General features: G+C 68.2%; 17 protein-coding genes, 3 rRNA genes and 2 pseudogenes. 12 read left to right on the forward strand and 10 right to left on the reverse strand.

Annotated features, from left to right (window positions below; translation table 11 throughout):
* The 3 genes from Sspor_RS26225 to Sspor_RS26235 all read left to right on the forward strand — a co-directional run bounded on the left by Sspor_RS26225 (nucleotide 1) and on the right by Sspor_RS26235 (nucleotide 3,325).
* Nucleotides 1-1,134, forward strand: a complete 1,134-nt coding sequence (locus Sspor_RS26225; protein WP_202201319.1) for an SIS domain-containing protein — start codon at nucleotides 1-3, stop codon at nucleotides 1,132-1,134.
* Nucleotides 1,135-1,171: 37 nt separating this feature from the next.
* The gene (manA, locus tag Sspor_RS26230; protein WP_202201320.1) at nucleotides 1,172-2,329 is read left to right on the forward strand and encodes a mannose-6-phosphate isomerase, class I; all 1,158 of its coding nucleotides are present in this window, start codon (nucleotides 1,172-1,174) and stop codon (nucleotides 2,327-2,329) included.
* A 72-nt stretch (nucleotides 2,330-2,401) separates the two neighbouring features.
* Nucleotides 2,402-3,325 (forward strand): cation diffusion facilitator family transporter, encoded by a 924-nt coding sequence (locus tag Sspor_RS26235; RefSeq protein WP_202201321.1) that lies wholly within the window; start codon nucleotides 2,402-2,404, stop codon nucleotides 3,323-3,325.
* A gap of 73 nt (nucleotides 3,326-3,398) precedes the next feature.
* Here the strand turns inward: Sspor_RS26235 and lepB are convergent, their stop codons facing one another.
* Nucleotides 3,399-4,097 carry a signal peptidase I gene (lepB, locus tag Sspor_RS26240; protein WP_202201322.1) on the reverse strand — a complete coding sequence of 233 codons (699 nt, stop codon included), beginning with the start codon at nucleotides 4,095-4,097 and terminating at the stop codon, nucleotides 3,399-3,401.
* A gap of 331 nt (nucleotides 4,098-4,428) precedes the next feature.
* On the opposite strand from lepB, the gene ahcY reads away from it, so the two are divergent.
* Both ahcY and Sspor_RS26250 read left to right on the forward strand, forming a co-directional pair.
* Entirely contained in the window at nucleotides 4,429-5,865 is a 1,437-nt protein-coding gene (gene ahcY, locus Sspor_RS26245) for an adenosylhomocysteinase (RefSeq protein WP_202201323.1), read from the forward strand.
* 115 nt (nucleotides 5,866-5,980) lie between these two features.
* Nucleotides 5,981-6,601 (forward strand): hypothetical protein, encoded by a 621-nt coding sequence (locus Sspor_RS26250; RefSeq protein ID WP_202201324.1) that lies wholly within the window; start codon nucleotides 5,981-5,983, stop codon nucleotides 6,599-6,601.
* Nucleotides 6,602-6,605: 4 nt separating this feature from the next.
* Here Sspor_RS26250 and Sspor_RS26255 read toward each other — a convergent pair whose 3' ends face one another.
* Complete coding sequence (locus Sspor_RS26255; RefSeq protein WP_202201325.1) at nucleotides 6,606-7,523, reverse strand: RDD family protein; 918 nt, start codon at nucleotides 7,521-7,523, stop codon at nucleotides 6,606-6,608.
* A gap of 114 nt (nucleotides 7,524-7,637) precedes the next feature.
* Between Sspor_RS26255 and Sspor_RS26260 the strand changes: the two genes are divergently transcribed.
* A complete protein-coding gene (locus tag Sspor_RS26260; protein WP_202201326.1) occupies nucleotides 7,638-8,645 on the forward strand; it encodes a stage II sporulation protein M in 1,008 nt (335 codons plus the stop codon).
* 180 nt (nucleotides 8,646-8,825) lie between these two features.
* On the opposite strand, the gene Sspor_RS26265 is transcribed toward Sspor_RS26260, so the two are convergent.
* On the reverse strand, nucleotides 8,826-9,188 hold the full coding sequence (locus Sspor_RS26265) for a hypothetical protein (RefSeq protein ID WP_202201327.1): 363 nt from the start codon (nucleotides 9,186-9,188) through the stop codon (nucleotides 8,826-8,828).
* 56 nt (nucleotides 9,189-9,244) lie between these two features.
* On the opposite strand from Sspor_RS26265, the gene Sspor_RS26270 reads away from it, so the two are divergent.
* From Sspor_RS26270 to rrf, 3 genes are all read left to right on the forward strand, one after another.
* Nucleotides 9,245-10,769, forward strand: a 16S ribosomal RNA gene (locus Sspor_RS26270).
* A 282-nt stretch (nucleotides 10,770-11,051) separates the two neighbouring features.
* A 23S ribosomal RNA gene (locus Sspor_RS26275) occupies nucleotides 11,052-14,174 on the forward strand.
* Between the two features lie 78 nt (nucleotides 14,175-14,252).
* Nucleotides 14,253-14,369: ribosomal RNA gene (gene rrf, locus Sspor_RS26280) — 5S ribosomal RNA — on the forward strand.
* The 16S, 23S and 5S rRNA genes sit together here, the layout of an rRNA operon.
* A gap of 89 nt (nucleotides 14,370-14,458) precedes the next feature.
* Here rrf and Sspor_RS26285 read toward each other — a convergent pair.
* Nucleotides 14,459-15,022 carry a Uma2 family endonuclease gene (locus tag Sspor_RS26285; protein ID WP_202201328.1) on the reverse strand — a complete coding sequence of 188 codons (564 nt, stop codon included), beginning with the start codon at nucleotides 15,020-15,022 and terminating at the stop codon, nucleotides 14,459-14,461.
* Nucleotides 15,023-15,109: 87 nt separating this feature from the next.
* Nucleotides 15,110-15,292 (reverse strand): annotated as a pseudogene (locus Sspor_RS26290) (IS982 family transposase); the annotation flags it as partial.
* Nucleotides 15,293-15,342: 50 nt separating this feature from the next.
* On the opposite strand from Sspor_RS26290, the gene Sspor_RS26295 reads away from it, so the two are divergent.
* From Sspor_RS26295 to Sspor_RS41800, 3 genes and pseudogenes are all read left to right on the forward strand, one after another.
* The gene (locus Sspor_RS26295; RefSeq protein ID WP_202201329.1) at nucleotides 15,343-15,813 is read left to right on the forward strand and encodes a hypothetical protein; all 471 of its coding nucleotides are present in this window, start codon (nucleotides 15,343-15,345) and stop codon (nucleotides 15,811-15,813) included.
* 668 nt (nucleotides 15,814-16,481) lie between these two features.
* Nucleotides 16,482-16,622, forward strand: a pseudogene (locus Sspor_RS41795) (hypothetical protein); the annotation flags it as partial.
* Nucleotides 16,611-16,829 (forward strand): integrase core domain-containing protein, encoded by a 219-nt coding sequence (locus tag Sspor_RS41800; protein WP_506005371.1) that lies wholly within the window; start codon nucleotides 16,611-16,613, stop codon nucleotides 16,827-16,829. The pseudogene Sspor_RS41795 and the gene Sspor_RS41800, both read left to right, overlap by 12 nt.
* On the opposite strand, the gene Sspor_RS26305 is transcribed toward Sspor_RS41800, so the two are convergent.
* The 5 genes from Sspor_RS26305 to Sspor_RS26325 are packed head-to-tail and all read right to left on the reverse strand — an operon-like array spanning nucleotide 16,826 to nucleotide 22,352.
* The gene (locus tag Sspor_RS26305) at nucleotides 16,826-18,136 is read right to left on the reverse strand and encodes a DUF58 domain-containing protein (RefSeq protein ID WP_202201330.1); all 1,311 of its coding nucleotides are present in this window, start codon (nucleotides 18,134-18,136) and stop codon (nucleotides 16,826-16,828) included. The genes Sspor_RS41800 and Sspor_RS26305 overlap by 4 nt on opposite strands.
* Complete coding sequence (locus Sspor_RS26310) at nucleotides 18,136-19,122, reverse strand: AAA family ATPase (protein ID WP_202201331.1); 987 nt, start codon at nucleotides 19,120-19,122, stop codon at nucleotides 18,136-18,138. Before Sspor_RS26310 ends, Sspor_RS26305 begins: the two co-directional genes overlap by 1 nt.
* Nucleotides 19,119-20,402 (reverse strand): DUF4350 domain-containing protein, encoded by a 1,284-nt coding sequence (locus Sspor_RS26315; protein ID WP_202201332.1) that lies wholly within the window; start codon nucleotides 20,400-20,402, stop codon nucleotides 19,119-19,121. The genes Sspor_RS26310 and Sspor_RS26315 overlap by 4 nt, the downstream gene beginning before the upstream one ends.
* Nucleotides 20,399-21,079, reverse strand: coding sequence for a DUF4129 domain-containing protein (locus tag Sspor_RS26320; protein WP_202201333.1), 681 nt, complete (start codon nucleotides 21,077-21,079; stop codon nucleotides 20,399-20,401). Before Sspor_RS26320 ends, Sspor_RS26315 begins: the two co-directional genes overlap by 4 nt.
* A gap of 7 nt (nucleotides 21,080-21,086) precedes the next feature.
* Complete coding sequence (locus Sspor_RS26325; RefSeq protein ID WP_202201334.1) at nucleotides 21,087-22,352, reverse strand: glycerophosphoryl diester phosphodiesterase membrane domain-containing protein; 1,266 nt, start codon at nucleotides 22,350-22,352, stop codon at nucleotides 21,087-21,089.
* Nucleotides 22,353-22,570 lie beyond the last annotated feature (218 nt).

Below are 22,570 nucleotides of genomic sequence, written 5' to 3' on the forward strand. Positions count from 1 at the left end.
ATGCTCGACGAGTCGCTCCTCGACGCACCGGACGATCTCGCCCGCGTCGACCGCAGGGGCCTGCTCCGCGGTGCGGCCGAGGCGGGCGCCAGAGTCCGTACCGCCGCCCGGCACGCGACCGAGGCCGGCCTCGCCGAGCTGCGCCCCGACGGCCGCCCGCGCTCCGTCCTGATCGCCGGGCCCGGCACGGCCGCCACCGGCGTGGCCGACCTGCTCGGCGCCCTCGCCGGGGCCTCCGCGCCCGTCATCCGGCTGGAGCCCACCGGCGTCGCCCACGCCGCCGGCGCACTGCGCTGGGCCCTGCCCGGCTGGGCCGGACCCGTCGACCTGCTGCTCCTCACCACCACCGACGGCACCGAGCCCGGGCTCGCGGTCCTCGCCGAGCAGGCGTACCGGCGCGGCTGCACCGTCGTCGCCGTCGCCCCCGAGCGCTCACCGCTGAGCGAGGCGGTGGACGGCGCGCACGGGCTCCTCGTACCGATGGCCAAGGCCCCGTACCAGGAGTACGACGAGTCCGCCGCGGCCGGACCCGGCGCCCTCTGGGCCCTGCTGACGCCGCTGCTGCTGCTCCTCGACAAGGTCGGCCTGATCACCGCCGCCCCGGACACCCTGCAACTCGTCGCCGACCGGCTCGACCGGACGGCCGAACGCTGCGGGCCCGCCATCGCCACCTACTCCAACCCGGCCAAGACCCTCGCCGCCGAGCTGGCCGACACGCTCCCCCTGATCTGGAGCGAGGGCACCGGCGCCGCCCCCGCGGGCCGCCGCTTCGCCGCGACCCTCGCCGAGCTCGCCGGCCGCCCCGCCCTGGCCGCCGTGCTTCCCGAGGCGCTGCCCGCCCACGGCGTCCTGCTCGCGGGATCCTTCGCCGCGGGTGCCGACCCCGACGACTTCTTCCGTGACCGGGTCGAAGAGCCCCAGGCCCTTCGCGCCCGCATCGTCCTGCTGCGTGACCGGCCGGCCGGTGGCCTCACCGCCGCCCCCGCCGCACGCGAGCTCGCGCACAGCCACGACACGGCGATCAGCGAGCTCGAACCGGAGGAGGGCGTCGAACTGGAGCAGCTCGCCGAACTCCTCGCCGTCACGGATTTCGCCACCGCCTACCTGGCGTTGGCTTCCGGGGGACACAGCTGAGGCACGGAAGTACCCAGCTCTATCCAGGAAGACGACGATGGACCGCCTGACGAACACGATCCGCCCCTACGCCTGGGGATCCACCACGGCCCTCCCCACGCTCCTCGGTGTCGAACCCACCGGTGAGCCCCAGGCCGAGATGTGGATGGGAGCCCACCCGGCCGCCCCCTCCCGCATCGACCGGGGAGCGGGCGAGCGGGCGCTCTCGGACGTCATCGCCGCCGATCCCGAAGGCGAGCTGGGCGCTGCCACCGTCGCCAAGTTCGGCCCCCGGCTGCCCTTCCTGTTCAAGATCCTCGCCGCCGGCGCCCCGCTCTCCCTCCAGGTCCACCCCGACCTGGACCAGGCCCGGGCGGGTTTCGCGGACGAGGAGCGCCGTGGGGTCCCGATCGACGCGGACCACCGCAACTACAAGGACCCCAACCACAAGCCCGAAATGATCTGCGCGCTCACCGCGTTCGACGGGCTGTGCGGCTTCCGGCCGCCGCTGGAGGCCGCCGACCTCCTCGCGGGCCTGGACGTGGACAGCCTCAAGCCGTACGTCGACCTGCTGCGCGCGCACCCCGAAGAGGCCGCCCTGCGCGAGATGCTGACGGCCGTACTGACCGCGGACCGCGCCGAGATGGCCCACACCGTGCACGACGTCGCCACCGCCGTCACGCGCCTCGGCGGCCGGTACGCCCCGTACGCCACGCTGGTCCACCACTTCCCGGGCGACCCGGGCGTCATCGCCGCGATGCTGCTGAACCACGTACGACTCCAGCCCGGCGAGGCGATGTTCCTCGGCGCCGGCGTCCCGCACGCCTACATCGACGGCCTCGGCGTCGAGTTGCTGGCCAACTCGGACAACGTGCTGCGCGCCGGGCTCACCCCCAAGCACGTGGACGTGCCCGAGCTGCTGAAGGTCGCGAAGTTCGAGCCGGGCGACCCCAGCCTGCTGCGGCCCGAGGGCGACGGCGAGGAGGTCTACGAGACCCCCATCGACGAGTTCCGGCTCTCCCGCTTCCTCCTCGCGCCCGGCGGCGCCTCCCGCCTGCTCCCGCACGACACCCCGCAGATCCTGCTCTGCACGGCGGGCTCTCCGCAGGCCGGCGAACTGGCCCTGAACCCGGGGGATTCGGTCTTCGTACCGGCGGGCGAAAAGGTCGAACTGTCCGGAAGCGGTACGGTCTTCCGCGCCACCGTGGTGGTCTGACGTAGCGTCCCTCCCACCGGCTGCAACAATGTGCGGCCGGTAGTCAGTGGCTAGGAAGGACACCCTGCACCCATGAGCGCGTCGGGCGGTACCAAGGCGATCGTGGCGGCACTCGCCGCCAACCTCGCCATCGCTGTAGCCAAATTCGTGGCATACCTCTTCAGCGGCTCCTCGTCGATGCTCGCGGAAAGCGTCCACTCGCTGGCCGACTCCGGGAACCAGGGGCTGCTGCTGCTCGGCGGCAAGAAGGCGCAGCGCGAGGCCACACCGCAACACCCCTTCGGGTACGGGCGCGAGCGCTACATCTACGCCTTCCTGGTCTCCATCGTGCTCTTCACCGTCGGTGGCATGTTCGCCATCTACGAGGGCTACGAGAAGATCCACGAGCCGCACCCCATCGAGGCCTGGTACTGGCCCGTGGGCGTCCTGGTCTTCGCGATCGTCGCCGAGAGCTTCTCCTTCCGGACCGCCATCAAGGAATCGAACGAGATCCGCGGCAAGCTCACGTGGACCCAGTTCATCCGGCGGGCCAAGGCCCCCGAGCTGCCCGTCGTCCTCCTGGAGGACTTCGGCGCCCTCGTCGGCCTGGTCCTGGCCCTCGGCGGTGTCGGCCTCGCCCTGCTGACGGGCGACGGGATCTGGGACGGCATCGGCACCCTGTGCATCGGTGTGCTGCTCATCCTCATCGCGATCGTCCTGGCCGCGGAGACCAAGTCGCTCCTGCTCGGTGAGGCCGCGGGCGTCGAGGACGTCGAGAAGATCAAGGCCGCGGTCGTCGACGGGGACGTCGTCACCCGCGTGATCCACATGCGCACCCTGCACCTGGGCCCGGAGGAGCTGCTGGTCGCCGCCAAGATCGCGGTCGAGGGCAACGACACCGCGACCCAGGTGGCCGACGCGATCAACGCCGCCGAAGCCCGCATCCGCGAGGCCGTCCCGATCGCCCGGGTCATCTACCTGGAGCCGGACATCTACCGCCCCGAAGCCGCCCAGTAGGCACGCGGCCGTGAACGCCCGAAGGCCCCCGCGAGCAGCTGCCCGCGGGGGCCTTCGGGCGTTCACGGGGCCCTCAGCCCCCCGGCGGCGGCACCAGCCCCGCGTACGCCGGGTGCACCGCGGCCGCCGCCGCCCGGCGGCGCAGCCGCAGCGCGACGGCGCCGAACAGCGCACCGGCGCACAGCACCGCGAGGCCGGCGAGTGCCGCGGACCGCAGGCCGACGAGCAGCGGATCGCCCTGGTCGACCAGCGCGCCGTTCACGTCCGACAGGGGCACGGTTCCGCTCTCCGAATCCTGGAACCGGAAGCGGGAGTCGGCGGAGTTGCCGCGGTTGTCGCCCAGCACGAACAGCCGGCCCTTGGGCACCGTCACACTGAACGGGCCGGGCGACCCCGCCACCGGATCGCCGTTCAGTACGTACGGCTCGTCCAGCGGCTTCCCGTTCAAGGTCAGCGTCCGGTCCCCGGGGGTGTAGGCGATGTGGTCGCCGCCCACCGCGACCACCCGTTCCACGGACTGGTGCTGCTCACCCCAGGCCGAGGCGTCGAAGAGCACCACGTCGCCGCGGTTCACCTTGACGGTCAGCAGGTTGAAGACCACCGACGAGCCCGTGGTGAGGGTCGGCCTCATGTGGTCCGACGGTATGACCTTCGTCGGCATGAAGAAGTACCCGCCCAGACCCCCGACGCAGCCCAGAAGCGCCCCCAGCACCAGCATCGCCACCGACGCCACCCCGAGTCGCCGTCCCGGTACCCGGTCCTGCTTTCCCATTCCCCGCCCCTGCTTCCGTTCGATCCGACGTGCGGCCGAACTGTACGGGCCGATCACGCCGGCCCCGCCGACGGGGTGTCACACCACGCGAGGAGCCCCGGGGCGCCCCAGGGAAAGACGCGGCCAGTTCTCCGGCTGACTGGGGCAGACTCCGCCGGTCGGTGTAGATTCGTGCCCAGTGTCAGGCGTCGCTGCTGATGGCGGGTCGGGCGGTCCCTGCGACCGGCCGAGGGGAGAGAGGACCCCCGACGGACTGTGCTCGGTGCCCCGTCCCCAGGACGGCGCACGGCCCAGCCGTACCCACCCTCTCGAACCATGAGGAGCAGCACCCATGGACTTCAAGGTCGCAGACCTCTCCCTTGCCGCGTTCGGCCGCAAGGAGATCACCCTGGCCGAGCACGAGATGCCGGGTCTGATGTCGATCCGCGCCGAGTACGCGGAGGCGCAGCCCCTCGCCGGCGCCCGCATCACCGGTTCGCTGCACATGACCGTGCAGACCGCCGTACTCATCGAGACCCTCGTCGCCCTCGGCGCCGACGTCCGCTGGGCCTCCTGCAACATCTTCTCCACCCAGGACCACGCGGCCGCCGCCATCGCGGTGGGCCCGAACGGCACCCCGGAGAACCCGCAGGGCGTTCCCGTCTTCGCCTGGAAGGGCGAGACGCTGGAGGAGTACTGGTGGTGCACGGAGCAGGCGCTGACCTGGCCGAACACCCCCACCGGCGGCCCGAACATGATCCTCGACGACGGCGGTGACGCCACCCTCCTCGTCCACAAGGGCGTCGAGTTCGAGAAGGCCGGCTCGGCCCCGGACCCGTCGACGGCCGACTCCGAGGAGTACGCCCACATCCTCACCCTGCTCAACCGCACCCTCGGCGAGTCCCCCCAGAAGTGGACCCAGCTCGCCTCCGAGATCCGCGGCGTGACGGAGGAGACCACCACCGGTGTCCACCGCCTCTACGAGATGATGTCCGAGGGCACCCTGCTGTTCCCGGCGATCAACGTGAACGACGCCGTCACCAAGTCGAAGTTCGACAACAAGTACGGCTGCCGCCACTCCCTGATCGACGGCATCAACCGCGCCACCGACGTCCTCATCGGCGGCAAGGTCGCGGTCGTCTTCGGCTACGGCGACGTCGGCAAGGGCTGCGCCGAGTCGCTGCGCGGCCAGGGCGCCCGCGTCATCGTCACCGAGATCGACCCGATCTGCGCCCTGCAGGCGGCGATGGACGGATACCAGGTCGCCACCCTCGACGACGTCGTCGAGACGGCCGACATCTTCATCACGACCACGGGCAACAAGGACATCATCATGGCCGCCGACATGGCCAAGATGAAGCACCAGGCCATCGTGGGCAACATCGGCCACTTCGACAACGAGATCGACATGGCCGGCCTGGCCAAGGTCGAGGGCATCGTCAAGGACGAGGTCAAGCCCCAGGTCCACACCTGGAAGTTCCCCGACGGCAAGGTCCTGATCGTCCTCTCCGAGGGCCGCCTGCTGAACCTCGGCAACGCGACGGGCCACCCCTCCTTCGTGATGTCGAACTCGTTCGCGGACCAGACCCTGGCCCAGATCGAGCTCTTCACCAAGCCGCAGGAGTACCCGACCGAGGTCTACGTGCTCCCGAAGCACCTCGACGAGAAGGTCGCCCGCCTCCACCTCGACGCCCTCGGCGTCAAGCTCACCACGCTCCGCCCGGAGCAGGCCGCCTACATCGGCGTCCAGGTGGAAGGCCCGTACAAGCCGGACCACTACCGCTACTGATCACTCCCTGATCACCACCTGATCAGCGGAAATCAGCAGAACGTGCAGCAGGCCCCCGGCACCCGTGCCGGGGGCCTGCCCCGTGTCCCCCTCGATCCGAAGAAGAGTGCGCACCATGCCCCGCGGCCGCTACTCGCTCCACGACCCGCACGACCACACCCCGCTCGGCGAAGAGCACTTCCACTGCGCCCCCGGGCCCTCCGGCTGGCGCTACGTCTCCCAGCTCACCGGCCCGGACGGGGACCACCGCGGTTCCGTCGACCTGGCGATCGACGAGCTCGGCCGCCCCATCCGCATGGAGATCAACGCCGCGAGCTGGCAGGTGCGCGGCGCCGCCATCGACGGCGTCACCTGGGTCCGTACCGACCCCACCGGCACCGAGGCCACCGAGGGCAACATCGCCGCCCCCGGCTTCACCGGCACCTCCCCGGCCTTCCTCGTCGCCACGGCCCGCCTGCTGCGCCCGGCCCCCGGCGCCCCCGCCACCCGCGTCCGGCTCCTGGCCCTGACGGACCCGGTCCTGGCACCCCGTACGGTCGACCAGGCGTGGGCCCTCGTCGCCCGCACGGAACACCCCACGGACAGCGGCCCGCTGCTGGTGGACGAGTACCAGGTCAGCGCCCTGGACACGGGCGAGGTCCACACGATCCACATCGCCGGGGACGTGGTGCTCTCGGCCCCCGGCATCGAACTCGAACACCTGGAGACGCCGCCCTCGGCCTTCGAGGAGCAGTGATCCCTCAGGCGGGCGGCGCGAACCCGCCGGCCCGCGGAGCCTCCACGGGTGCCACGGGTGCCACAGGTGCTACGGGTGCCACCGGCGCGGGAGCCGCGTAGGGCACCGGCGCGACGACGGGCACCGGCCCCGGTACCGGGGCGGGCGAGAACCCGTGGCCAGGGCCCACGGCGGACGGCCGGAACGCCCGGGCGGCGTCCCGCGACTGCCGCTCGTGCACCACGGCCATCAGGAACGCGGCGGCCGGCACCCCGGCCGGCGGCGGAGCCCCCGTACGCGCCACCAGATCGTCCGCGAGCCGCACCGCCATCGCGGCACCCACCTGCGGATCCAACTGGTTCATCCGCGTCAGGTACTGGCGTATCGCCAGCCACAGCCCGTCCGGCACCGCCGAAAGATCCAGCCCGGTGAACCGCCCCGCCAGCCACGGCGGCGGCGGAGGCACCGGCATCACCCGGGTCCCCGGTACCCGCTCCCGGACCACCAGCGTCCCGGCGAACACGTCACCGAGCCGCCGCCCCCGCACCGACACCAGCGAGGCGATGCACGCGATCGACCCGAAGGTCAGCATCAGCTCCACGATCCCCATGGCCCCGCGCACCAGAGCGTGCCGGAACCGGATCGGCCCGCCGTCGTCCCGTACGACCCGCAGCCCGCAGGCGAGCTTGCCGAGCGAACGCCCGTGGGACAGCGTCTCCACCGCGATCGGCACACCCACCAGGACCAGCAGGAAGCTCGCCACCGACACCGCCGCCCGGGCCGCCTCGTCCAGCGAGGCGGTGGCCATGGTCAGCCCGACGGAGATGAGCACGTATCCGGTGACGTACACGGCCAGGTCCAGGAGGATCGCCAGCCCGCGGCTCGGCAGCCGCGCGGGCCTGAGCCCCAGGACGACCGCGTCCCCCGTCACCAGATCGCTCACCACAGCACCTCTCATGTGACCTGCCCCCCGCCCCTACGTCATCCAGTCTGCCAAGCTGACCACACTAGGAATAGGCAGTGGCCAGGGGACCTGGGACAGGGGAGCGGCAACCGGATGGATCTCGACGTCTTCGTGACAGCGCACCGTGCGGAGTGGGACCGCCTGGAGCAGCTCCTGGGCCGCGGCCGAAAGCTGACCGGCGAGGAGGCCGACGAACTCGTCGCCCTCTACCAGCGCACCTCCACCCACCTCTCCCGGATCCAGTCCAGCGCCCCGGACCCGATGCTGACCGGCCGGCTGACCCAGCTGGTCGCCCGCGCCCGTGCCACGGTGACGGGCACCCGCCGGGCCGGCTGGCGCGACGCCGCCCTCTTCTTCACGGCGGGCTTCCCGGCCGCCGTCTACCGCAGCCGCCGCTGGTGGATACCCACGGCCCTGCTCTCCACGGCGCTCGGCGTGCTCATCGGCTGGTGGATCGCCACGCACCCGGAAGTCCAGGGCGCGATCGCGGCGCCCGAGGAACTGAAGGCGCTCACCCAGCCCGGCGGCGAGTACGAGACGTACTACTCCAGCCACCCCGCGGGCTCCTTCGCCGCCCAGGTGTGGACGAACAACGCCCAGGCGGCGGCGATCTGCCTGGTCCTGGGCGCGTTCCTGGGAATCCCCGTGCTCTGGATCCTCTTCCTGAACATGGCCAACCTCGGCGTCGGCCTCGGCCTGATGGCTTCCGCGGGCCGCCTCGACGTCTTCCTGGGCCTGATCCTCCCGCACGGCCTGCTCGAACTGACGGCGGTGTTCGTGGCCGCGGGCATGGGCCTGCGCCTGGGCTGGACGGTCATCGACCCCGGCCCCCGCACCCGCCGCACGGCCCTCGCGGAACAGGGCCGCACCGCGCTCGGCATGGCCATCGGCCTCGCGGTGGTCCTCTTCATCTCCGGCCTGATCGAGGGCTTCGTGACCCCGTCGGGCCTCCCCACCTGGGCCCGCATCACGATCGGCGTCGCAGCCGAGGTCGCCTTCCTCCTCTACGTCTTCATCCTGGGCGGCAGGGCCGCGCGCGCCGGCGACGTGGGCGACGTGGAGGCCGCCGACCAGACGGCGACGCTCCCGACCGCGGCCTGATGTGCGTACAAGCCTGTTGAGCTGCTAGTCTCCTCGTCGTCCCGCGAAGACCGTTGACACGGAGCGCGCGGGGAGGTAGATTCGAACGGTTGCCTCGAACTGGACAAGTTCGGCAGCGATGGTTTAAACTCTCTCTCGCCCCGATAAGGAATTGAATTCCAGCGGGGTACAGCCGACTCCTCATTCAGGAATCCGAAGCCGGGAAATCCGGTGGAGAACTTCTGATAGAGTCGGAACCGCCGGAAAGGGAAAGCGCGAAAGCGCAAATACCTGGAAAGCACCGAGGAAGTCGGACACGAAAGAGTCTGATAGAGTCGGAAACGCAAGAACAGAACGAAAGCCCGGAGGAAAGCCCGAGAGGGTGAGTACAAAGGAAGCGTCCGTTCCTTGAGAACTCAACAGCGTGCCAAAAATCAACGCCAGAAGTTGATACCCCGTCCACTTCGGTGGATGAGGTTCCTTTGAAAAAGACCTGTAAGGCTCCGGTTCGCCGGTGCACTTGCAGGCAACAACACAGCGAGGACGTTGTGGCGCGTCGGTCATATTCCGACATGATGCGCCCGCTCTAAGTGATGTGTGCACCCGATTACGGGTAAACATTCATGGAGAGTTTGATCCTGGCTCAGGACGAACGCTGGCGGCGTGCTTAACACATGCAAGTCGAACGATGAAGCCCTTCGGGGTGGATTAGTGGCGAACGGGTGAGTAACACGTGGGCAATCTGCCCTTCACTCTGGGACAAGCCCTGGAAACGGGGTCTAATACCGGATACCACTCCTGCCTGCATGGGCGGGGGTTGAAAGCTCCGGCGGTGAAGGATGAGCCCGCGGCCTATCAGCTTGTTGGTGGGGTAATGGCCCACCAAGGCGACGACGGGTAGCCGGCCTGAGAGGGCGACCGGCCACACTGGGACTGAGACACGGCCCAGACTCCTACGGGAGGCAGCAGTGGGGAATATTGCACAATGGGCGAAAGCCTGATGCAGCGACGCCGCGTGAGGGATGACGGCCTTCGGGTTGTAAACCTCTTTCAGCAGGGAAGAAGCGAAAGTGACGGTACCTGCAGAAGAAGCGCCGGCTAACTACGTGCCAGCAGCCGCGGTAATACGTAGGGCGCAAGCGTTGTCCGGAATTATTGGGCGTAAAGAGCTCGTAGGCGGCTTGTCACGTCGGATGTGAAAGCCCGAGGCTTAACCTCGGGTCTGCATTCGATACGGGCTAGCTAGAGTGTGGTAGGGGAGATCGGAATTCCTGGTGTAGCGGTGAAATGCGCAGATATCAGGAGGAACACCGGTGGCGAAGGCGGATCTCTGGGCCATTACTGACGCTGAGGAGCGAAAGCGTGGGGAGCGAACAGGATTAGATACCCTGGTAGTCCACGCCGTAAACGTTGGGAACTAGGTGTTGGCGACATTCCACGTCGTCGGTGCCGCAGCTAACGCATTAAGTTCCCCGCCTGGGGAGTACGGCCGCAAGGCTAAAACTCAAAGGAATTGACGGGGGCCCGCACAAGCGGCGGAGCATGTGGCTTAATTCGACGCAACGCGAAGAACCTTACCAAGGCTTGACATATACCGGAAAGCATTAGAGATAGTGCCCCCCTTGTGGTCGGTATACAGGTGGTGCATGGCTGTCGTCAGCTCGTGTCGTGAGATGTTGGGTTAAGTCCCGCAACGAGCGCAACCCTTGTCCTGTGTTGCCAGCATGCCCTTCGGGGTGATGGGGACTCACAGGAGACCGCCGGGGTCAACTCGGAGGAAGGTGGGGACGACGTCAAGTCATCATGCCCCTTATGTCTTGGGCTGCACACGTGCTACAATGGCCGGTACAATGAGCTGCGATACCGTGAGGTGGAGCGAATCTCAAAAAGCCGGTCTCAGTTCGGATTGGGGTCTGCAACTCGACCCCATGAAGTCGGAGTCGCTAGTAATCGCAGATCAGCATTGCTGCGGTGAATACGTTCCCGGGCCTTGTACACACCGCCCGTCACGTCACGAAAGTCGGTAACACCCGAAGCCGGTGGCCCAACCCGTAAGGGAGGGAGCTGTCGAAGGTGGGACTGGCGATTGGGACGAAGTCGTAACAAGGTAGCCGTACCGGAAGGTGCGGCTGGATCACCTCCTTTCTAAGGAGCACAGTACCGATTGCAGACAAACGTTCTGCACGGTCAGCTCATGGGTGGAACGTTGATTAGTTGGCACGGTTTCTGAAACTCTCTGTAAGTACTGCTTCGGCGTGGAACACAGTGAAGTGGACGGGATCGTGCCTGGCACGTTGTTGGGTCCTGAAGGTACGGCCGTAAGGTCATGTCTTCAGTGCCGGCCCCAGTGAACTCGCCAGCTTGTCTGGTGGGGTGATGGGTGGCTGGTCGTTGTTTGAGAACTACACAGTGGACGCGAGCATCTGTGGCCAAGTTTTTAAGGGCGCACGGTGGATGCCTTGGCACCAGGAACCGATGAAGGACGTGAGAGGCCGCGATAGGCCCCGGGGAGCTGCCAACTGAGCTTTGATCCGGGGGTGTCCGAATGGGGAAACCCGGCAGTCGTCATGGGCTGTCACCCACTGCTGAACACATAGGCAGTGTGGAGGGAACGAGGGGAAGTGAAACATCTCAGTACCCTCAGGAAGAGAAAACAACCGTGATTCCGGGAGTAGTGGCGAGCGAAACCGGATGAGGCCAAACCGTATGCGTGTGATACCCGGCAGGGGTTGCGCATGCGGGGTTGTGGGAATTCTTTTGATCGGTCTGCCGGCCGGTCGGCGAGTCAGAAACCGTTGATGTAGTCGAAGGACATGCGAAAGGTCCGGCGTAGAGGGTAAGACCCCCGTAGACGAAACATCAGCGGCTTGCTTAAGAATCTCCCAAGTAGCACGGGGCCCGAGAAATCCCGTGTGAATCTGGCGGGACCACCCGCTAAGCCTAAATATTCCCTGGTGACCGATAGCGGATAGTACCGTGAGGGAATGGTGAAAAGTACCGCGGGAGCGGAGTGAAATAGTACCTGAAACCGTGTGCCTACAAGCCGTGGGAGCGTCGCCGTTGTTCTTCGGAACAACGGTCGTGACTGCGTGCCTTTTGAAGAATGAGCCTGCGAGTTAGCGGTGTGTAGCGAGGTTAACCCGTGTGGGGAAGCCGTAGCGAAAGCGAGTCCGAATAGGGCGATTGAGTTGCACGCTCTAGACCCGAAGCGGAGTGATCTAGCCATGGGCAGGTTGAAGCGGAGGTAAGACTTCGTGGAGGACCGAACCCACCAGGGTTGAAAACCTGGGGGATGACCTGTGGTTAGGGGTGAAAGGCCAATCAAACTCCGTGATAGCTGGTTCTCCCCGAAATGCATTTAGGTGCAGCGTCGTGTGTTTCTTGCCGGAGGTAGAGCACTGGATAGGCGATGGGCCCTACCGGGTTACTGACCTTAGCCAAACTCCGAATGCCGGTAAGTGAGAGCACGGCAGTGAGACTGTGGGGGATAAGCTCCATGGTCGAGAGGGAAACAGCCCAGAGCATCGACTAAGGCCCCTAAGCGTACGCTAAGTGGGAAAGGATGTGGAGTCGCAGAGACAACCAGGAGGTTGGCTTAGAAGCAGCCACCCTTGAAAGAGTGCGTAATAGCTCACTGGTCAAGTGATTCCGCGCCGACAATGTAGCGGGGCTCAAGCGTACCGCCGAAGTCGTGTCATTGCAGCAATAGGGCCAACGCCCGCTGTGATGGGTAGGGGAGCGTCGTGTGCCGGGTGAAGCAGCAGCGGAAGCTAGTTGTGGACGGTTCACGAGTGAGAATGCAGGCATGAGTAGCGATACACACGTGAGAAACGTGTGCGCCGATTGACTAAGGGTTCCTGGGTCAAGCTGATCTGCCCAGGGTAAGTCGGGACCTAAGGCGAGGCCGACAGGCGTAGTCGATGGACAACCGGTTGATATTCCGGTACCCGCTTTGAAACGCCCAATATCGAATCAGGCGATGCTAAGTCCGTGAAGCCGTTCCGGACCCTTCGGGGAAAGGAAAGTGGTGGAGCCGACGAACCAGACTTGTAGTAGGTAAGCGATGGGGTGACGCAGGAAGGTAGTCCAGCCCGGGCGGTGGTAGTCCCGGGGTAAGGGTGTAGGCCGAGGGGTAGGCAAATCCGTCCCTCATTAAGGCTGAGACCTGATGCCGAGCCGATTGTGGTGAAGTGGATGATCCTATGCTGTCGAGAAAAGCCTCTAGCGAGTTTCATGGCGGCCCGTACCCTAAACCGACTCAGGTGGTCAGGTAGAGAATACCGAGGCGTTCGGGTGAACTATGGTTAAGGAACTCGGCAAAATGCCCCCGTAACTTCGGGAGAAGGGGGGCCATCACTGGTGATCGGACTTGCTCCGTGAGCTGGGGGTGGCCGCAGAGACCAGCGAGAAGCGACTGTTTACTAAAAACACAGGTCCGTGCGAAGCCGTAAGGCGATGTATACGGACTGACGCCTGCCCGGTGCTGGAACGTTAAGGGGACCGGTTAGTGACCTTTCGGGGTTGCGAAGCTGAGAACTTAAGCGCCAGTAAACGGCGGTGGTAACTATAACCATCCTAAGGTAGCGAAATTCCTTGTCGGGTAAGTTCCGACCTGCACGAATGGCGTAACGACTTCTCGACTGTCTCAACCATAGGCCCGGTGAAATTGCACTACGAGTAAAGATGCTCGTTTCGCGCAGCAGGACGGAAAGACCCCGGGACCTTTACTACAGTTTGATATTGGTGTTCGGTTCGGCTTGTGTAGGATAGGTGGGAGACTTTGAAGCAGCCACGCCAGTGGTTGTGGAGTCGCCGTTGAAATACCACTCTGGTCGTGCTGGATGTCTAACCTCGGTCCGTGATCCGGATCAGGGACAGTGTCTGATGGGTAGTTTAACTGGGGCGGTTGCCTCCCAAAGGGTAACGGAGGCGCCCAAAGGTTCCCTCAGCCTGGTTGGCAATCAGGTGTTGAGTGTAAGTGCACAAGGGAGCTTGACTGTGAGACCGACGGGTCGAGCAGGGACGAAAGTCGGGACTAGTGATCCGGCGGTGGCTTGTGGAAGCGCCGTCGCTCAACGGATAAAAGGTACCCCGGGGATAACAGGCTGATCTTCCCCAAGAGTCCATATCGACGGGATGGTTTGGCACCTCGATGTCGGCTCGTCGCATCCTGGGGCTGGAGTCGGTCCCAAGGGTTGGGCTGTTCGCCCATTAAAGCGGTACGCGAGCTGGGTTTAGAACGTCGTGAGACAGTTCGGTCCCTATCCGCTGTGCGCGTAGGAATATTGAGAAGGGCTGTCCCTAGTACGAGAGGACCGGGACGGACGAACCTCTGGTGTGCCAGTTGTCCTGCCAAGGGCATGGCTGGTTGGCTACGTTCGGGAGGGATAACCGCTGAAAGCATCTAAGCGGGAAGCCTGCTTCAAGATGAGTATTCCCACCTCCTTGAGAGGGTAAGGCTCCCAGTAGACGACTGGGTTGATAGGCCAGATGTGGAAGCCCGGTAACGGGTGAAGCTGACTGGTACTAATAGGCCGAGGGCTTGTCCTCAGTTGCTCGCGTCCACTGTGTTAGTTCTGAAATAACGAACAGCTGTGTCCATGCCAGCGTGTTCAAATTTCATAGTGTTTCGGTGGTCATAGCGTTAGGGAAACGCCCGGTTACATTCCGAACCCGGAAGCTAAGCCTTTCAGCGCCGATGGTACTGCAGGGGGGACCCTGTGGGAGAGTAGGACGCCGCCGAACAATCATTGTGGGAAAGCCCCGCACCTTATGGTGCGGGGCTTTTCTGCGTTTACGGCCGTGGCCGGTTCGGACGCGGCTGCGGCCGTGACCTACCAGTCGGCCGGGTAGCCCTTGAGACTGCTCGTCGCGAGCGTCCAGCGGCCGGCGGTGACGCTGTCCCCGAAAGCGTAGGGAACCGTCTTTCGGTAGCGCGTGCCGTCGGGCCCCTCAGAGGGGTCACTGTGCACGGTGACGGACTTCTTGTCCTTACGGGGATCCACGACGACGTACAGAGGGACCCCCATCCTCGGGTAGTCGTGCAACTCGTCGCGGATGTCGGTGAGGGAATTCGTGCGGGAGACGACTTCCAGCACCATCTGCACGTCACGCGAGTTGACGGCCTTCGCCGTGTCATCGGCGTCTTCCTCGACCATGATCAACAGATCGGGGATCTTGGTCAGGCCGGTCACCGGATCGCTCATGTTGGTGTCGCTGAGAGCGACGACGTCGAGTGTCTGGGCCTCGATCTGACGACGCAGCCGCATCACGTTGAGCCCGTGAGCGGCGGTGGGGCTCATCATCGTGAGGAAGATCTGACCATCGGTGGTCTGCACCTTCCACTGGTCTTCGTGGTGCTCGGCCAGCTCCGCGAGCTTTTCCGCGAAGTCGTGCATGCGCGCACCTGCTCGGGGGTGAAGTCGGCCATGTGTCCTCCTGGTGGGTGCCCGGCCAGGGTATGGAGCCGGGCACCCCTCGATGAGTCAGGCGATCAGGGACCGTGTGATTGGCTGTCCGGTCTTGTGGTTGTGCCAGATTGCTGCGGCCAGCGCGAGGACGCGTTGGGCGACGCGGACGGTGACGCCCTCAAAGGTCCGGCCGCCGTGTTGTTCCAGGTCGAGCTGGCCTTTGAGGGTGTCGTTCACCGACTCGATCAGTTGCCGCACCGATTTCACCCCGTGCCGTGTTCATGCCATCGATGTCATAATCGGACGTTGTGTGGACAACGCTTGCGCCGCTCATCGGCGTCCTGCTCGGCGGGCTCATGTCGATGCTGGCCCAACGCTCGGCAGGACGCGCCTTGGAACGCGGCGAGGCGCGCCGCAGTGTCCGTGAACGTGCCGAGGCGCGCCGCAACGAACGGCTCACGCACCTCATCGCATTTCTGTCTGCGGTGCAGGAAGCAGAACGAGTCGCGGTGGATCGGTATCACCACAACCTGGCTGACGAGCAGTGGCAGGCCCGGGCAAGTCAGGTCCTCGACAGGGTGTGGGTGACGCAGAAGACGATCCACGTACTGTGCGCGTCCGAGGTCAGCGAAGCGGCACGCAGCCTCGCGTGGGCAGTGCAGGAGGTGATCAGGAAGGGTCCCGAAGACCCGGGAGAGCCACAGGATGAGAAGGTCTGGGCGCACATCCATCCGAGCCGACAGGCATTCCTTGATCTCGTGCGCGACCAGCTGAGTTGAAGCCCCGGGGAGGGATTCGGCAGCGGCCGTGAGCGGCCCGGGACGAGCAGCACCAGCTCCGGCCTCCATGGTGCGGCGAGCGTCATCTACTTCGCCGGCTTCTCGGGGGACGCACAGCCCGCCTTGGCGCAGGCGGCATGCGTGTCCACGGGCCAGCGGCACGCCATCGAATGGCCCCTTGGCCCATCGGCAAGCTGAGCGCGATCACTCCAGCAAGCCCCACGCGACTCCGCACCGCACACCGGCCACCGTTGAGGCCCAGGTCTGCCGTCTGCGGACCGGCCGGAAGCTCGGTCCGGCCCGCATCGGCCCGATCCTGGGCCTGCCCGCCTCGACGGTGCACCGAATCCTGGTCCGCCACGGTCTGAACCGTCTGGCCTGGCTCGACCGCCCCACCGGGCAGGCCATCCGGCGCTACGAACGCGCCCGGCCGGGCGAGCTGGTCCACGTCGACATCAAGAAGCTCGGCAACATCCCCGACGGCGGCGGCTGGCGCACGGTGGGCCGCACAGCAGGCGACCGAAACCGCCAGGCCACCACCACCGAGCGCAAGAACTCCACCCCGGTGATCGGCTACAGCTTCATCCACTCCGCCGTCGACGACCACTCCCGCCTGGCCTACAGCGAGGTCCTGCCCGACGAGCGCCAGCACACCGCGATCGCCTTCTGGCAGCGGGCAAACGCGTTCTTCACCGACCACGGCATCACCGTCGAACGTCCTGACCGACAACGGCTCCTGCTACAAAGCCAAACAGTTCACCAGGGCCCTGACCGCGGCCGGCATCACCCACAAGAAGATCCGCCCCTACCGGCCGCAGACCAACGGCAAGGTCGAACGCTTCAACCGCACCCTCCTCGACGAATGGGCCTACCTGCGGCCCTACCGATCGAACGACGAGCGGACAGCAGCCCTGGCAGACTTCCTCCACACCTACAACCACCACCGCTGCCACACCGCACTCAACGGCAAGCCGCCCATCAGCCGTGTGAACAACGCTACGGGTCAATACACCTAGAGGCGGCCCGCGGCCTTCAGGGCGAGGTAGGCGTCCGCCAGGGCCGGGGCCAGGGTGTCCGGGGTGGCGTCGACCACGTGGACGCCGTGGCGGCTGAGCTGATCGGCGGTGCGGCGGCGCTGGGACTGGGTCTGGGTGCCGGCGGCGGCCTCGTAGACCGCGTCCACCGAACCCCGTGCGCTTGTCATGGCCGCGACATGCGGGTCGGCGACCGAAGCCAGCAGGACCGTGTGGCGCTGCGTGAGCCGGGGGAGTACCGGGAGCAGGCCCTCTTCGATCGGGGCCGCGTCCAGGCTCGTCAGCAGGACCACGAGGGACCGGCGCGGGGCGCTGCGGAGGACCGTGGAGACCAGGGTCCTGGCGTCCGTCTCGACCAGCTCCGGTTCCAGGGTGGCCATCGCGTTGACGAACGACGGGAGGGTGTCGGCCGCGGAGCGGCCCTGGACCTGGGCGCGGGGGCGGCGGTCGTGGGCCAGCAGGTCCACACGGTCGCCGGCGCGGGTGGCCAGCGCCGCCAGCAGCAGGGCGGCGTCCATGGCGGAGTCCAGGCGGGGGGCGTCGCCGACGCGGCCCGCCGAGGTGCGGCCGGTGTCGAGGCAGATCAGGATGTGCCGGTCGCGTTCGGGACGCCAGGTGCGGACGGCCACCTTGTTCTGGCGGGCCGTGGCGCGCCAGTCGATGGAACGCGTGTCGTCACCGGGGACGTAGTCGCGGAGGCTGTCGAACTCGGTGCCCTCACCGCGCGTCAGGAGGCTGGTGCGGCCGTCGAGTTCGCGCAGGCGGGCGAGCCGGGACGGGAGATGCTTGCGGCTTGTGAAGGGCGGCAGGACCCGGACGGTCCAGGGGGACGCCTGGGAGCGCTGGCGGGCCCACAGGCCCAGCGGACCGTAGGAGCGGATCGTGACGCGGTCGGCCTGGCGGTCGCCGCGGCGGGTGGGCAGGAGACGGGTGGTCAGCCGGCGGCGTTCGCCCGCGGGGACGACCACCTCGTGGCGGGACGCGGCGGTCTCGGTGCCCGGGAGCCAGCTGCTCGGGGGCCAGGCGTCGCGGACGCGGGCCCGCAGCTTGCGGCCGCTCGGGTTGGTGAGGGTGAGGTGGACGTCCGCCGGTTCGCCGAGGCGGACCGAGGTGTCTCCGGAGCGGGCCAGCACGAGGCCGCGTACGGGGGCCGCCAGGGCGCAGTCGAGTGCGCAGGCCAGTGCGATCGGGCCGTTGACCGCGAGCATGCCGGTCCAGCTCGGTTCGAGGAGGCCGACCGGGATGCTGCCGAGGGCCGCCAGCAGGGCGGCGCGTCCGGTGAGGGCCATCAGCGCGGGACGGGGACGTGGGAGAGGATCGCCGTGATGACGGCGTCGGCCGTGACTCCCTCCATCTCCGCTTCCGGGCGCAGTTGGACGCGGTGGCGCAGGGTGGGCAGGGCGAGGGCCTTGACGTCGTCGGGGGTGACGTAGTCGCGGCCGGTGAGCCAGGCCCAGGCGCGGGCGGTGGCCAGCAGGGCGGTCGCGCCGCGGGGGGAGACGCCGAGGGTGAGGGACGGCGATTCGCGGGTGGCCCGGCAGACGTCGACGACGTAGCCGGCGATCTCGGGGGATACGGAGACCTGGGCGACGGCCTGGCGGGCGGCTTCGAGCTGGGCCGGGCCGGCGACGGGGCGGATGCCCGCGGCGTGCAGGTCGCGGGGGTTGAAGCCGGCGGCGTGGCGGGTCAGTACCCCGATCTCGTCCTCGCGGGAGGGGAGGGGGACGGTGAGCTTGAGGAGGAAGCGGTCGAGCTGGGCTTCCGGGAGGGGGTACGTGCCCTCGTACTCGACCGGGTTCATGGTGGCGGCGACGAGGAAGGGGTCGGGCAGCTTGCGCGGAGTGCCGTCGACCGTGACCTGGCGCTCCTCCATGGCCTCCAGGAGCGAGGACTGGGTCTTGGGAGGGGTGCGGTTGATCTCGTCGGCGAGGAGGAGATTGGTGAACACCGGGCCGTCCTGGAAGGAGAACTCGGCGGTGCGGGCGTCGTAGACGAGCGAGCCGGTGACATCGCTCGGCATCAGGTCCGGGGTGAACTGGACGCGCTTGGTGTCGAGTTCGAGGGAGGCGGCCAGGGCCCGGACGAGGAGGGTCTTCGCGACGCCGGGGACGCCTTCGAGGAGGACGTGGCCGCGGCACAGGAGCGCGACGACCAGACCGGTGACGGCGGAGTCCTGACCGACCACGGCCTTGCCGATCTCGGTGCGGAGCGCTTCGAGGGAAGCGCGGGCGCTGTCCGCGGTCACTGCCGTGGACTCGGTGGCCGGGTACGTCATGACGTACGGACCTCTCTTTCGAGGGCGTCGAGGTGGTCGGCGAGCGCGACGAGTGCCGCGTCGTCGGAGGGGGTGGTGCCGAAGAGGAGGGCGGTCACGTCCCGGGGTCCGCCGGAGAGGCGGGCGGAGACGGCCGGGGCCAGTGCCGCGGGGTCGTGGGCCTGGGTGTGCGGTACGCCGACCAGGGCGGCCAGGCGTTCGCGGGTGGCGGCGCGCAGCACGGTGGCGGCGCGGTCGCGGGCGTCGGCCTTGCGGTAGAGGCGGGCGCGGCCTTCGGTGGCCTCGGAGGCGCGGATGGCGACGGGGAGCTTCTCGGTGACGAGGGGGCCCAGTCGGCGGGCGCGCCAGAGGGCGGCGAGGACGGCGGCGACGAAGAGCTGGAGCAGGGCCCAGGACCAGCCGGCCGGGACGAGGTCGAGGAGGCCCTTGTCCTCGGAGGGCGCGGTGGCGGGGTCGGAGTCCGCGAGGGACGGCAGGTACCAGACGAGGTCCGGGCGGGAGCCGAGGAGTTGGAGGGCGAGGGAGGCGTTGCCCTCGTCGGCGAGGGACTCGTTGAGGAGGATCGTCTCGGAGCCGAGGAGGACGGTGTCGCCGCCGGTCGGGCCGGTGGGCAGGACGAGGAGGGTGGGGTCGCCGCCGCTCGGGTAGCAGGCGGTGGTCCCGGTGAGGGTGGTGGTGTAGCGGAGGCCGCCGCCGGTGTCCGCGCGGCCGGCCGAGGTGGCGGCGGGCAGGGTGCAGCCCGGGTCGGGGTGGTTCGTGTCGGCGGCGCCGGCGGTGCGCACGCCGGGGGAGAGGCCGGTGAGGCTGTGGCTGCTGGGCGCGAGGAGGACGGTGCGGCCGCCGGAGAGGTCGATGGCCGAGCGGATGATGTCGCGCTGGGTGGTGCCGAGCCGGTCGGGGTCGGTGACCAGGAGGGTGGTGCGGGGGCCGGCGGCGTCGGCCGCCTCGCGGGCGGTGGTGACGACGCGGGTGGTGACGCCGCGTTCCTTCAGGAGCTCGGCGACCGCGCGGCTGCCGGAGGGGTCGGCGGAGCGGGGGTCGAGGTAGCCGTGGCGGGTACCGGAGTTGAGGGCGGCCGTGGCGATGACGCCGGCGGCGAGGACGGCCACGGCGGTGAGGGCGCGGCGGATCTGGCGGCGTCGGCGGGTGCGCGGGTCGCCGTCGGCGCGGGCGGCCCGGTCGGCGGGGCCGCCGCCGTCGCCGGGGGCGCCGGGCGCGGGCTCGGGCGCCGGCGGGGCCGAAAGGGGCGCCGGCGCGGCCGGGTCGGTCGGGCCGGTCATGCGGTGGGTCCCGTCAGCAGCGGCTTCGCGCGGTCCAGGGTGAGGTCGAGGGCGCGCAGGCGGGCGTAGGTGTCGGCGTCGGCGGTGCGGCCGCCGTAGGTGACGTCGTCGAAGGTGCGGGCGGCGGCGCGGAGGTCCGCAGCGTGGTCGGGGAGGGAGACCGCGGCTTCGGCGGCGGCCTCGTCGGCGGTGCGGCCCGGGCGCGGGTCGAGCAGGGTGCGCTCCTCCAGGGAGCGGACGACGGCGCGCATGCGCTCCTGGACGGCTTCGGTCCAGCGGCCGGCGGTGGCGTGGGCTTCGGCGGCGGTGCGGTGCTCGGCGGCGCTGCGGGGGCCGTCGGCGAAGAGGTCGCCGGCGCCGGTGGTGATCCGGCCGGGGGTGCCCAGTCGCCACCAGAGGGCGCCGACGGCGAGGACCACGAGGACGAGGATCACGAGGAGGCCGAGGCCGCCCCCGGGGGTCGCCCCGGAGGCGGCGCCGAGCAGGTCGTCGAGCCAGTCGAAGAACTTGCGCAGGGCGCGGTCGAACAGGCCCGGGTCGTTCTCGTGGTACATCGGCTTGGACAGTTCGTGCTCGGCCGCCTCCCTGGCGGGTTCGCGCGGTGTCGTCACCGGTGGTGTCCCGTCGCCGGACAGGAGCGCCGTGGCGCGGGTGATGAGGCCCCCCGTACTCATCATCTGTGCGTCAGCCTCCGGTCGTGCCGTAGTTCTCCAGGCCGGCGGCCCGGGCGAGTTCCAGGTCGAGTCCCTCGCGGCGGATGCGCTGGTCGACGTAGAGGAGGACGGTGACGCCGGACTGGAACGGCATGACGATGGTCTGCGCGATGATCAGGCCGATCGCGGGGGCGATCAGTGCGCCCCAGTTGGTCATGCCGGTGGAGTCGCCGTCCGCGAGCGCGTCGAGGCCGCCGCCGAAGGCGAAGACACCGAGGATCTGGAACGGTACGACGATCATCGCCGAGATGAAGCCGGCGATGATCGTGGTCAGGACCGTGATGCCGAAGATGCGCCACCAGGTGTCCTTGACGAGCTTCGAGGAGCGCGCGAAGGCCTTGAAGACGGTGCTCTTCTCCAGCATCAGGGCGGGCGAGGCCAGGCTGAACTTGACGCCCAGCCAGACCAGGAGCGGCAGCCAGAGGACGAAGCCGAGGACGGCGAGGCCGACGGTGTCGGTGAGGATGCCCGGCAGGACCAGTACAGCCCCGAGCAGGACGGCGCCGAGGGCCATCAGCAGGGTGAGCCCTATCAGGCGCAGCAGCTGGGGGCGGGCCTCGCGCCAGGCGTCGGAGACCGAGGAGTGCTGTCCGAGCACGGCGCGGCTGAAGACCATGGTGAGCAGCGCGGTGACCACGATGGTTCCGAGGGCCTGGATGAACTGGATCACCGCCGACGCGCCGAGGGAGCTGCCGATGGAGTCGATCAGTTCCTCGGGGCCGGCGTCCGGGTCCGCGCTGATGGCGAAGTCGTCCAGCATGATCTTCTGCACGATCACGCTGATCACCTGGACGACGGTGGCCACGACGAGGGTGATCGGCAGGACCGCGCGCCAGTGGGTGCGCATGGTGGCGATGGCGCCGTCGAGGATCTCGCCGAGGCCCAGGGGCCGCAGGGGGATCACTCCGGGCTTCGCGGCGGGGGGCTGGCCCCACTGGCCGGGGCCGCCCTGGTAGCCGTACTGGGAGCCGTACTGGCCCGCCTGCGGGGTGCCTGGCTGCTGTCCCCAGCCCGTGGTGGGCTGCGGCGGGGTCTGTGCTGTCTGCGGGGCCTCGGGCGTGGTGCCCGGGCTCGACCACTGACCGGGCGGCGGCTGCTCGGCGGACCACTTGGGGTCGCCGACGGGCTGCGCGGGCTGCGCGGGCGGTGTGGGCTGTTGCGCGCCGCCGTCGGTGCCCGGCCGCTCGTCGTCGGACGGAGAGGATCCGGGCGTAGCCCAGCCCGGAGAGTCGTTCATCGTCACTCCTTCACGTGCGCCTGCCGCGGCGGGGCGCTGGTCGCTGCCATCGTGCCACGTGGGGGGCCCGAACGGAGTAGGGGGTGGGCGGCGGATCGGGGGCGGTGGCGGGGCGGGGAGGGCCGGTTCGGGGGGATGCCGACCGGTCGGACGGTTCCGGGCGGTACTGCGGGGTCTTCGCAGCCCGTACCTTCAATAGTCGACCCGATCGGGGGCAG

Origin of the sequence: Streptomyces spororaveus (genome assembly GCF_016755875.1) — a bacterium.
GTDB classification, from domain to species: domain Bacteria; phylum Actinomycetota; class Actinomycetes; order Streptomycetales; family Streptomycetaceae; genus Streptomyces; species Streptomyces spororaveus.

Bases quoted from the DNA above. Each gene is read 5' to 3' on its own strand.
- Sspor_RS26225 (WP_202201319.1), top strand. From the start codon at position 1: ATGCTCGACGAGTCGCTCCTCGACGCACCGGACGATCTCGCCCGCGTC.
- manA (WP_202201320.1), top strand. From the start codon at position 1,172: ATGGACCGCCTGACGAACACGATCCGCCCCTACGCCTGGGGATCCACC.
- Sspor_RS26235 (WP_202201321.1), top strand. From the start codon at position 2,402: ATGAGCGCGTCGGGCGGTACCAAGGCGATCGTGGCGGCACTCGCCGCC.
- lepB (WP_202201322.1), bottom strand. From the start codon at position 4,097: ATGGGAAAGCAGGACCGGGTACCGGGACGGCGACTCGGGGTGGCGTCG.
- ahcY (WP_202201323.1), top strand. From the start codon at position 4,429: ATGGACTTCAAGGTCGCAGACCTCTCCCTTGCCGCGTTCGGCCGCAAG.
- Sspor_RS26250 (WP_202201324.1), top strand. From the start codon at position 5,981: ATGCCCCGCGGCCGCTACTCGCTCCACGACCCGCACGACCACACCCCG.
- Sspor_RS26260 (WP_202201326.1), top strand. From the start codon at position 7,638: ATGGATCTCGACGTCTTCGTGACAGCGCACCGTGCGGAGTGGGACCGC.
- Sspor_RS26265 (WP_202201327.1), bottom strand. From the start codon at position 9,188: ATGACCGACGCGCCACAACGTCCTCGCTGTGTTGTTGCCTGCAAGTGC.
- Sspor_RS26285 (WP_202201328.1), bottom strand. From the start codon at position 15,022: ATGCACGACTTCGCGGAAAAGCTCGCGGAGCTGGCCGAGCACCACGAA.
- Sspor_RS26305 (WP_202201330.1), bottom strand. From the start codon at position 18,136: ATGGCCCTCACCGGACGCGCCGCCCTGCTGGCGGCCCTCGGCAGCATC.
- Sspor_RS26310 (WP_202201331.1), bottom strand. From the start codon at position 19,122: ATGACGTACCCGGCCACCGAGTCCACGGCAGTGACCGCGGACAGCGCC.
- Sspor_RS26315 (WP_202201332.1), bottom strand. From the start codon at position 20,402: ATGACCGGCCCGACCGACCCGGCCGCGCCGGCGCCCCTTTCGGCCCCG.
- Sspor_RS26320 (WP_202201333.1), bottom strand. From the start codon at position 21,079: ATGATGAGTACGGGGGGCCTCATCACCCGCGCCACGGCGCTCCTGTCC.
- Sspor_RS26325 (WP_202201334.1), bottom strand. From the start codon at position 22,352: ATGAACGACTCTCCGGGCTGGGCTACGCCCGGATCCTCTCCGTCCGAC.